General features: G+C 34.0%; 10 protein-coding genes. 6 read left to right on the forward strand and 4 right to left on the reverse strand.

The genetic code is table 11. From position 1 onward, the window contains the following. Both ftsH and rsfS read right to left on the reverse strand, forming a co-directional pair. Positions 1-1,980, reverse strand: coding sequence for an ATP-dependent zinc metalloprotease FtsH (gene ftsH, locus ACXHHC_RS16680; protein WP_458227499.1), 1,980 nt, complete (start codon positions 1,978-1,980; stop codon positions 1-3). Between the two features lie 33 nt (positions 1,981-2,013). Beyond that, positions 2,014-2,376, reverse strand: coding sequence for a ribosome silencing factor (gene rsfS / locus ACXHHC_RS16685; protein WP_458227500.1), 363 nt, complete (start codon positions 2,374-2,376; stop codon positions 2,014-2,016). A gap of 77 nt (positions 2,377-2,453) precedes the next feature. Between rsfS and ACXHHC_RS16690 the strand changes: the two genes are divergently transcribed. Next, on the forward strand, positions 2,454-3,194 hold the full coding sequence (locus ACXHHC_RS16690) for a biotin--[acetyl-CoA-carboxylase] ligase (RefSeq protein WP_458227501.1): 741 nt from the start codon (positions 2,454-2,456) through the stop codon (positions 3,192-3,194). Here ACXHHC_RS16690 and ACXHHC_RS16695 read toward each other — a convergent pair. Together ACXHHC_RS16695 and pyrE are read right to left on the reverse strand one after the other, a co-directional pair. Further along, positions 3,191-3,580: an SRPBCC family protein gene (locus ACXHHC_RS16695; protein WP_458227502.1), complete on the reverse strand. Its 390-nt coding sequence runs from the start codon at positions 3,578-3,580 to the stop codon at positions 3,191-3,193. The two genes, ACXHHC_RS16690 and ACXHHC_RS16695, sit on opposite strands and share 4 nt — an antisense overlap. Positions 3,581-3,665: 85 nt before the next feature. After that, positions 3,666-4,316, reverse strand: coding sequence for an orotate phosphoribosyltransferase (pyrE, locus tag ACXHHC_RS16700; protein WP_458227503.1), 651 nt, complete (start codon positions 4,314-4,316; stop codon positions 3,666-3,668). Positions 4,317-4,323: 7 nt separating this feature from the next. Here pyrE and ACXHHC_RS16705 point away from each other — a divergent pair, with 7 nt between their 5' ends. From ACXHHC_RS16705 to ACXHHC_RS16725, 5 genes are all read left to right on the forward strand, one after another. Next, the gene (locus ACXHHC_RS16705; protein ID WP_458227504.1) at positions 4,324-4,920 is read left to right on the forward strand and encodes an NUDIX hydrolase; all 597 of its coding nucleotides are present in this window, start codon (positions 4,324-4,326) and stop codon (positions 4,918-4,920) included. A gap of 56 nt (positions 4,921-4,976) precedes the next feature. Continuing rightward, positions 4,977-6,866, forward strand: coding sequence for a cytochrome c biogenesis protein CcdA (locus ACXHHC_RS16710; RefSeq protein WP_458227505.1), 1,890 nt, complete (start codon positions 4,977-4,979; stop codon positions 6,864-6,866). Positions 6,867-6,927: 61 nt separating this feature from the next. Further along, entirely contained in the window at positions 6,928-7,581 is a 654-nt protein-coding gene (locus ACXHHC_RS16715; RefSeq protein ID WP_458227506.1) for a phosphatase PAP2 family protein, read from the forward strand. Positions 7,582-7,600: 19 nt separating this feature from the next. After that, complete coding sequence (locus tag ACXHHC_RS16720; protein ID WP_458227507.1) at positions 7,601-9,193, forward strand: ArnT family glycosyltransferase; 1,593 nt, start codon at positions 7,601-7,603, stop codon at positions 9,191-9,193. Positions 9,194-9,201: 8 nt separating this feature from the next. Continuing rightward, a complete protein-coding gene (locus ACXHHC_RS16725; protein ID WP_458227508.1) occupies positions 9,202-10,872 on the forward strand; it encodes an ArnT family glycosyltransferase in 1,671 nt (556 codons plus the stop codon). The last annotated feature ends 61 nt before the right edge of the window (positions 10,873-10,933 follow it).

Below are 10,933 nucleotides of genomic sequence, written 5' to 3' on the forward strand. Positions count from 1 at the left end.
CTATTGAGTTACTTCAGCATCGCTTTGTTCTTCAGTTTGTTTTTCTTCTACTCTAGGTGCTATTATTCTTTCTTCTTTAAACGGTCTTTCGCCAAAGATTTTCACCAAGTCATCTTTAAAGATAACTTCTTTTTCTAACAACCTTTGTGCTAGTTTGGTTAAATTCTCTTTGTTTTCCGTTAAAATATCAATAGCACGTTGGTACTGAGCTTCAATAATTTGGTTGATTTCTTTGTCAATCAATTCAGCAGTAGCTTCAGAATATGGTTTGGTAAAACCATTGTCTGTTTGTGGATCGTAAAAAGTAATATTTCCTACTTTATCACTCATACCATAAACGCTAACCATTGCTTTTGCTTTACGAGTTACCATTTGTAAATCTCCATAAGCACCACTAGAAATCTCATCAAAAATAATTTTCTCTGCAGCTCTACCAGCCATTGTTGCACAAATTTCGTCCAAGAATTTTTGTCTTTTGGTTAAGCTGCTTTCTTCTGGTAAATACCATGCTGCTCCTAAAGATTGTCCTCTAGGTACAATAGTTACTTTAACCAAAGGATCTGCATACTTTAAAAACCAACTAGCTGTAGCGTGTCCTGCTTCGTGAAAAGCAATTGTTTCTTTCTCTAACTTAGAGATAATTTTATTTTTCTTTTCTAAACCTCCTACAATTCTATCTACAGAGTCTAAAAAGTCTTGATTTTCTATTTCTTGTTTTCCTTTACGTGCGGCCATTAATGCAGCTTCGTTACACAAGTTGGCAATATCTGCACCAGAAAAACCAGGTGTTTGTTGAGATAAAAAGTCAACCTTTACACCATCAGATAACTTTAATGGCTTTAAGTGTACTTTAAATATTGCCTGACGCTCGTTAATATCTGGTAAGTCAACATAAATTTGTCTGTCGAATCTACCTGCACGCATTAAGGCTTTGTCTAACACGTCTGCACGATTGGTAGCAGCAATAACAATTACATTGGTATCGGTACCAAAACCATCCATTTCTGTTAACAATTGGTTCAAGGTGTTTTCTCTTTCATCGTTACCACCTGTCATGTTGTTTTTTCCACGTGCACGACCAATGGCATCAATCTCGTCAATGAATATGATAGAAGGAGATTTTTGAGCAGCTTGCTTAAATAAGTCACGTACTCTAGAAGCACCAACCCCAACAAACATTTCTACAAAGTCAGAACCAGATAAAGAGAAGAACGGTACTCCAGCTTCTCCAGCTACTGCTTTTGCTAATAAAGTTTTACCTGTACCAGGAGGTCCTACAAGTAAGGCTCCTTTAGGTATTTTACCTCCTAAGTTGGTGTATTTTTGAGGGCTTTTTAAGAAGTCTACAATTTCTTGTACCTCTTCTTTAGCACCTTCTAAACCAGCAACGTCTTTAAAAGAGATTTTAATTTTTTGGTTTTCATCAAATAATTTAGCCTTAGACTTACCAATGCTAAAAATTTGACCACCACCGCCACCAGCACCACCGCCACCAGACATTCTACGCATAAAAAATATCCACAATCCTAGGATAATAATGAATGGTAAAAAACCAAGTAATGAATCAAAAAGGTTGGTTCTAGGTTCGTTTATTACATCTAAAGATAAACCGTATTCTTTGGTACTCTTTGTAAGGTAGTTTTCAAAATTTTCTAAGCTACCAAAGTTGTACGTTAATTTTGGTTTAGACGGCAACCAAGGTAAACTTTCCTCCGCATCTTTAGGAGTTAATTTTTTTTGTGCTTCTTCTGTTAAATAGATTTCAGCAAAATCATTATTAACAATGGTAATTTGTTCAATACTATTGTTTCTTAAAAACTCTTGGAATTTATTTTTACTAATATCCGATGAGCTAGAAGAACTATCAAAAATATTAAAAGAAATTATAAGCGCAATAATAGCAGCATAAATCCAGTATGAGTTGAATTTAGACTTCATACCGTTAGGCTTTTGCTGCTGATTTTTGTTTTCGTTTTTCATTTTCTAATCTTGTTTGTGCTTTAATAATTGCAACTACGAAATTTGGGTAATCTTAGCATCTCCCCATAAACCTTCTATATCGTATAACTCTCTAGTTGGTTTTTGGAAAACATGTACTACCACATTAATATAGTCCATTAAAATCCAATTAGCTTCTGCTTCTCCCTCTACGTGGAAAGCTTTCTCTTTGGCTTCTTTACCTACAATTTTTTGGACAGATCCAGCAATTGCTTTGACATGTGTATTGGAGGTTCCAGAACATATAACGAAATAATCACAAATAGTATTATCTATTTCACGTAAATCTAACAGTTGAATATCTTCACCCTTAATTTCGTCAATTCCTTTTAAAATTGTGCTGATTAGTACATCAGCACTCACGTGTTTCTTCGACATTAAAAAATCTTTAGCTTTGCAACAAAGTTATCTAAATTTTAAGAGATAACTCTATGAATATAATTATAATTTATTAAGTGAATATAATCAAACTTAATGCCATCGATTCTACCAGTCGTTTTTTGAAGGATTTGTCAAAAAAGGAAGTCTTAGAAAATTTTACGGTAGTGGTGGCAGAGGCTCAAACTCAGGGTAGAGGGCAAAGAAACACAGTATGGCATTCGGAGCCAAAGAAGAATTTGTTATTTACTTTGTATGTTGATTTGCAGGGGGTTGACATGAGTCTTGCTCCTGTGTTAAATTTTTTGGTAGCAGAAAAGCTACGAGAAGTTCTAGATAACTATGTAAATGGAAAAGGCAAAATAAAAATAAAGTGGCCTAACGACATATTGTCATACCATCAAAAGATAGCAGGTGTTTTGGTAGAGAATACTGTTAAAGGAACTAAGATTAATTCTTCTTTGGTAGGGGTTGGTTTAAATGTGAATCAGATAATATTTCCAGAAAACCTTCCTAAAGCAACTTCACTTATCGCAATTACCAAAAAAGAAATAGCAAAGGATGATTTGTTGTTTAAGATTGTTGAGTCTTTTAAGTCTGTGCTAACCAAAGAGTATATTTTAAACAATAAAGAACAAATAAAACAGTCATACCTAAAGCACTTGTATAGATTGCAGACACCTGCAATGTTTAAAGATGTTTTAGGTACGGTATTTATGGGCAAGATTATAGATGTTTCTAATCTTGGCAAGCTTGTCTTAGAAAAAGAAGACGAAAAACAATACGAGTTTGATATTAAAGAAATTAGTTTTCTTTAAATAGTTTGTAAATTGTTACTTAAGTCGTTAATAAAATTGGTTAATGGCTTTTTAACCATCATGGCTACCATCGGATTAAAGTTCCCTTCGAACAAAAGTTGTGAAGTTGCTAAGTTGTTTTGTTCCTCTGCAATGTTTATAGTTAAAGTAAAGTCTATTTTACTAGATGCAGCACTTAAAACTACTTTGCTGTAAGGAGCTTTTTCGCTAATAATCATTCTAATGTCAGGTACCCCGTACAAGCCAACGATAAAAGAGTCTCCTTCTACTTCAAATTTCTCTTTATTACTCGGCATTATTTTTTCGAAGTTATTCAGATCTAAAAGATATTCGTAAACTTCTTGGGGCGATTTTTTAAGAGTTGTAATAGGTGTTTCTAATTTCATGGGTCTTAAGTATAGTTTGGTCTATAAAATTAAAACACCCTAATTTGTTAAAGTCAGGGCGTTTTAATCTATTTTTTTGTTCTGTTTAATCTTCCTCGTTAGACCATTCGGATGGGTTTTTTCTCCATGTTTGGATCAACCCTAGTTCTTTAGAGGTGATATAATTGTCTTTTTCTGCTTGCTCTATCAAGGTTTTGTAGTCGCTTAAAGTAGTTAAATCTACATTTGCTTCTTCAAAATTTTGAGTGGCAACAGGGAAACCATATGTAAATATAGCCATCATCCCTTTAATGTTAACATCTTCGGTTCTTAAAGCTTCTACTGCTTGCAAGCTACTTTTACCTGTACTAATTAAGTCTTCTACCACAACTACATTAGAACCTTTTTCTAAATGCCCTTCAATTTGGTTTTTTCTACCGTGCTTTTTAGGTTCTGGTCTAACGTATACAAAAGGAATTCCTAATTCTTGTGCTACCAAAACACCAATTGCAATTGCTCCTGTAGCAACACCAGCTATTACGTCTGGTTTACCATATTTCTCCTCTATAGCTTTGGCCATATTGGTTCTTAAGAAGTTTCTTACTGTAGTGTATGAAAGTGTAATTCTATTATCACAATAAATAGGAGATTTCCACCCAGCAGCCCATGTAAAAGGCTCGTTGGGTTGTAACTTAATTGCTTTTATTCTTAAAAGCTGTTCTGCGGTGTTATTTGCTGTATCTTTGTCAAAAATCATAATGCAAATGTATAAAGTTTTTTTCAATGAGAATCTAGTAGTTTTTACAGAAGAAAACACAATTTTACAAGGCTTTCATACTGAAAAGTTTACCACTCTCGATTTACAATTTTTTATTGATGAACTCTATCTGAGCCACGGGGCTAAAATACAGGTTATTTGCGAGAATTTAGCGAATGACTGGTCAAGATTTACTCAAAAGTTTCAAGTACGTAGTGCGGCTGGGGGTGTTGTAAAAAATGAAGAAAACGAGATCTTGTGGATACGCAGGTTTGATAAATGGGACTTACCTAAAGGACACATAGAAAAAGGTGAGACTAAGCAGGTTTCTGCCATAAGAGAGGTAGAGGAGGAGTGCAATGTATTTGGCTTAGAAATTGATGAAGAGTTAGAGACTACCTATCATGTTTTTAAGCACAAAGGTATAGATGTTTTAAAGATAAGTTATTGGTTTTTAATGCATGTGCAGGGTAAACAAGAATTGGTTCCTCAGGTTGAAGAAGGAATTACAGAGGTTTGTTTTAAAAACAGGGTGGAATCTTTAAATTGCCTGTCCAATACATATGGTAATATAAAGTTGTTGCTAAAAGACGTTTTAAATTAGTTTTGTAAACTTAAACAAGATAATACGTCTTAAGAAATCAAAGAATAGTAAAGATTATGAGGTTAAAGGCTTTTTTAGTTAAAGTATTTACGGTTTTAGTAGTGTTTGGAGCAAAAGCTCAATTGTTTGATCCTGTTTCGTGGACTACCTCTGTAGAACAAACAGAAGAAGGCGAGGTGTTTTTGGTTAGTACTGCAACTATTGATGAGGGTTGGCATGTATACAGTCAGTTTGTAGACGAAGGAGGGCCGATACCTACCACATTTAAGTACCCAAATGCTGTGAAATTAATTGGTAAAACTACCGAAGGAGAAGGAATAGAGGTAGACGATCCTAATTTTATGATGCGTGTAAAATACTTTGGCAATACAGCGGTCTTTAAACAACAAATTCAATTACAAACAAAAACAAAAGAGTTAAAGGCTACTGTAGAGTTTATGGTTTGTAATGATGAAATGTGTTTGCCTCCTAATGAAGCTGATCTGGTTTTTGATGTAAAGGATATTACAGAAGAAAAAGAGTCTAAAAGTTATTGGGGAATATTTATTATAAGTTTCCTAGCAGGATTGACCGCTTTAATAACTCCCTGTGTATTTCCTATGATTCCAATGACGGTAAGCTTTTTTACCAAACAAAGTGGGAGTAGAGCAAAAGGAATAAGCAATGCAGTTTTCTATGGTATTTCTATAGTGGTTATATATGTGTTACTTGGAACTATAATCGTTACGGTTTTTGGAGCCAATGCTCTGAATGAACTTTCTACAAGTGTTACTTTTAATATTATCTTTTTTGTCATTTTAGTTGTATTTGCTTTTGCATTTTTAGGAGCGTACGAGTTGGTGTTACCTAGTTCATGGGGAACCAAATTGGATGAAAAAGCCGATAAGGGAGGGTTGATTGGTATCTTTTTTATGGCCATGGCTTTGGCAGTTGTGTCTTTTTCTTGTACCGGACCAATAGTAGGTACTGCTTTGGTAGAGTCTGCATCGCAAGGGGGAATAGGACCTATTATTTCTATGTTAGGATTTTCTGCGGCCATTGCAATTCCTTTTACATTGTTTGCCGTTTTCCCTGGGTTGTTAAATTCATTACCAAAGTCAGGAGGTTGGTTAAATGCGGTAAAGGTGACTTTAGGTTTCTTAGAATTAGCACTAGCTTTTAAGTTTTTATCAAATGCTGATTTAGTCTCACAAGCACATTTGTTAGAGCGTGAATTGTTTATTGCTATTTGGGTTGGTGTTTTCTTGTTGTTAACATTGTATTTATTAGGAACTTTTAGATTGCCTCACGATTATCAGCCTGTAGAGAAGTTAACAGTTACAAGAACTATGTTTGCTACCGTTGCTTTAGTCTTTACCTTATATCTAATACCAGGGATATTTGGTGCACCAGTTAAATTGGTGGGTGCTTTTGTGCCTCCTTTAGATTACAGTGAGTCTATAGCAGGTTTTACAAAGAGAGCAAATGCTACATCTTCTTTGCATGATAATGATGTACCAGATGGAGCTCATATCTTACAACCGTATAATATTTTAAGCTTTAACGATTACGATAAAGGTTTAGCTTATGCGCAAAAAGTAAACAAACCTGTTTTGCTAGATTTTACAGGTAGAGCTTGTGTTAACTGTAGGAAAATGGAGCAGAATGTATGGGTAGAACCAGAAATTTTAAATATTTTACAAAACAAAGTGGTGTTAATTTCTTTGTACGTAGATGAAAGAACATCGTTTGACAAAACAGAAGTTTCTCCATTAACAGGGAAACCATATCGTTATAAAGGACAAAAGTGGGCACACTTTCAGGAAATAAGATATAAAACGAATGCACAACCTTATTATGCTGTTTTAACCTCAGAAGGAGAGGATGTATCTAGCCCTGTGGGATATACACCCAATGCGAAAGCATATTTAACGTGGTTGCAACAAGGGATAGAAAACGCGCAGTAGCTTAAGAATATTTTAAAATAAAAGTATTGTGAGTCTCTAGGGAGAAATCTATTTTAGCTCTATGAAAAATCAGACTTTTTTTACAAGATATAGTAACTTAATCCCTTTTTTGGTGCTTTGGTTACTTGCTATTTACTTTTTTCAATACCCTAAAGGCGAGGTGGTATTGTTGCTAAATAGAATGCATTCTCCTGCTTTAGATTTTGTGTTTACTAAATTAAGTAGTATTGGGAATGCGTTGAGTATCTTTTTCTTTTTAGCAATTGTACTTTGGAAATATGAGTTAAAGTTTTTGTACTTCTTTGTGTTGGCTTTTCTGTTAGAGTCGTTGGTAATTATTGTTTGTAAGAATGTGTTTTTTAGTCACGAACCAAGACCTTATTTGTTTTTCGAGGCTCAGGGTATTTTAGATCAAGTAGATTTGGTAGAGGGAGTAAAAATAAATAAAAGAAGGTCGTTCCCATCGGGACATACAGCTTATTCTTTTTGCATGGCAACGTTCTTTGCTTTAAAATTCAATAAAAAATACATTGCTTTCTTTTTAGCTATTTTTGCAGCGTTTGTTGGAATGTCTAGAATGTACTTGGTGCAACATTTCTTTGTAGATGTGTTTACGGGTGCTTTTGTAGGAACAGTAGCTACGGCTATTGCATACTTTTTAGTGTTTAGAACAGAGAAGGATTGGTACAACAAACGAGTTTTTACAAAAAAGTAATCATAAGATACATTCGAATATGAATTTTTTTAATTCTAAGTACGCATACCTATGGGTGTTTTTAATTGCTTTTCTATTGTGTGGATTTGGAATAGGAAGTTCTATAATTTACATTTTAGACGAAGCTAAAAATAGCGAAGCAGCCAGAGAGATGTTGGTGTATGGAAACGTTTTTAAACCCACATTTAACGATATTGTAAGAACAGACAAACCACCATTTCATTATTTCTTTATGATGTTGGGGTATAAGTTGTTTGGAGTAAATGCTTTTGGTGCACGTTTCTTTTCTGCTGTTTTTGGTGGGTTTACAGTATTGTCGACTTATATTTTTACGAAAAGACATTTAGGGCAGGAGGTTGCTAAAATTACATTTTGGATTCTATTTGCCTCTTTTTATTTTGTACAAGAGTTCCATTTAGCAGTGCCAGACCCTTATTTAATTTTTTGGGTAAGTTTAACGTTTTTCTCCTATGTGGACTTTTTTGTTAAAAGAGAAAAAAAAGTGCTTTGGGTTTTGTACTTGGCCGTTGGTTTTGGAATGTTAACCAAAGGACCTGTAGCCTTGGTGTTGCCTTGTTTAATTGCTTTTGTTCACTTGTTACTTACAAAAGAGCTTTCTATTAAAACTATTTTAGAGTTTAAGTTTATTCCCGGAATTGTATTGGCTTTGTTAATTGCTACTCCATGGTTTTACTTTGCGCATCAAGCTACAGAAGGGGTGTTTACAGAAGGTTTTTTCTTTAAACACAATATCAATCGCTTTAGTAATAAAATGGAAGGTCATGGAGGAATCTTTTTAATTACCATTGGTTTTGTGGTGTTGGGTATGTTCCCTTTTTCGTTTTGGTTGTTTAGAGCTTTGTTTCAATCGTTAAAACAAAAAAAGGAAAATGCGTTTATCTTTTATGGAGGTTTAGCGGTGTTTATTTTCATCAGCTTTTTTGCCATATCATCTACCAAGTTGCCCAATTATACAATGCCTTGTTATCCTTTTATAGCGGTTTTATTAGGGTGGTATTTTAAAGAAAAATTAATGCCAAAAGTACAGCAAGGAGCTTTTAAACTAAAGTCTGTTGAATGGATGTTTTTACTGGTAATATCTATTGCGTTGCCAATTGCAGGTTATATTGGAGTGTCTTTAGAAAAGCAATTAGGCAATAAGGGCTGGGTTGGTTTTTTAATAGCCTTTGTACCGGTAGGAGTGGTTATTGCGTATAGAAAGTTTTTAAAGCAAAAAGTAAAAGAAAGTTTTAAGATTTTAGTAATAACGTTTACATTATTAAGTATTGTGTTGTTTGGATTGGCTTTTCCTATTTTAACGCTAGGGACTCCTGTAGAAAAATATAGAGAGGTGATAGGGGCTGAGAGACCTGTAATTGTTTATAAAAGATTTGATGCGGCTTTTCCAATTAATTTTGATAGAACTTATGAGATAGCAGAAACGATAGAAGAGCTAGAAGCGTTTTTTGATAAATATCCCCATGGAGTCGTAATGACCAAGCTTAGGAAAAAAGAAGAGCTAGAGAAGTTAAAAATCTACGAGGAGATTTTAGCTCAAAAAAGTTTGTTCGAAAATCATACAACACGAGTGTACCAAAAAGGAGCTCAATAAATCCCAAGATGATGGTGTTAACAAAAAGAGATATTTATATTCTATACGGGTTTTTATGCTTGGTATACATATGTGGTTTGTTTATTCCTGTTATGGAAAACGACTCTGCGCAACATGCGACCATGGCAATGCGTATGTATGTAGAAAATGATTTTTGGAATATTTACAAAGGAGCTAATGATTATTTAGATAAGCCTCATGTGCATTTTTGGTTGGCTGCTTTGTCTTTTAAGATATTTGGAATTCACCACTGGGCATATAGAATACCAGCATTGTTATTTACTCTAATGGGGGCAATTTGCAGTAATAAATTAGCCATCAATTTTTATGGAAAAAAAGTAAACCACATTGCTTCCCTTGTTTTTTTATCGGTGCAGGCGGTAATTTTAGCAAATCACGATGTTAGAACAGATGCAGTATTAACTGGGGCAACAATTTTAGCCATTTACAATTTTGTAAAGTATTTAGATACAGGGGCCATTAAAAATGTGTTGTTAGGCTTTTTAGGAGTTGCTATAGGTTTTGGAACCAAAGGGCAATTAGCTGTTTTTGTATGTGGAGTAATTATGTTAGTTCACGTAGTATTTGCCAGCAAGTGGAAGTATGTTTTTTCTTGGAAGTTGTTATTGGGAGTAGGGGCTTATGCGGTGTTTATAGCACCTATTATATACGCTTATTACCTTCAGTTCGATTTGCATCCGGAGAAAGTAATAAAAGGACAAACAAATATTTCTGGAGTAAAATTTATTTTATGGGACCAGAGCTTTAATAGGTTGAATGCTACTGGACGAAAAGCAACAAGTCCGGATTACCTTTTCTTTTTTCATACCATTCTTTGGGCTTTTTTACCTTGGCCAATGCTGTTTTATGCAGGTTTGTTTAAAAATATTAAAAAAGCGATTCAGCAAAAGTTTAAAACCTTGCACTCTTTTGAGTTGATGAGCTCTTTAGGTGTTTTATTGGTGCTGTTGGTAATTAGTACTTCTAAATTTAAACTGCCGCATTACCTAAATAGTTTATTTCCTTTAATGGCTGTTCTAATTGTTAGTTACCTATATCAGTTAGAAGAGGCAGGGAAAGAAAAAATGTTAAAGAGGTGGGCAAATTTTCAAATAGGATTGTTTACTATTTTGTCAATTTTTGTACTGCTTTTATCGTTTTGGGCATTTGAGTTAAAGAACGTGTTTGTAGTTATAGGATTGGTGATTATTATTGCATTATTATTGATGTTTTTAATAAAAGAAAAAGCAACAGCTTTTAGAAAACTGGTTGTTGCGAGTGTTGGGTTTATGATACTCATCAATTTTACAATGAATACACAGTTTTATCCTAATTTGTTAGAGTACCAATCTGGAATACCTGCTTCTAAAATTATAAAAGAAAACAAGGTGGCTACAGAAGATTTGTTTTTGCAAGAAGAGCAATGGTGTTGGTCGTTAAATTTTTATGCAGGAAAGATGTTAAAAACAATTCCTGCTAAAGAAATAGGAACGAAATTACAACCAGGACAGTGGATTTATGTAAATGAACAAGCGTATCAAGAGCTTAAGGAGCAAGGTGTGGAGTTCACCAAAGAATATCCTTTAGACTATTATAGAATTACCATGTTAAAACCTAAGTTTTTAAATCCTAAAACAAGAGAACAAAAGTTAGGGAAGAGGTATTTACTAGTAAAGTAAGAAAAGAAATTAATTTACAAGCCTTATAAAATTACGTAGTTGTTGTTCGTATTCTGTGTTT

This window comes from Wenyingzhuangia sp. IMCC45574, assembly GCF_054182685.1.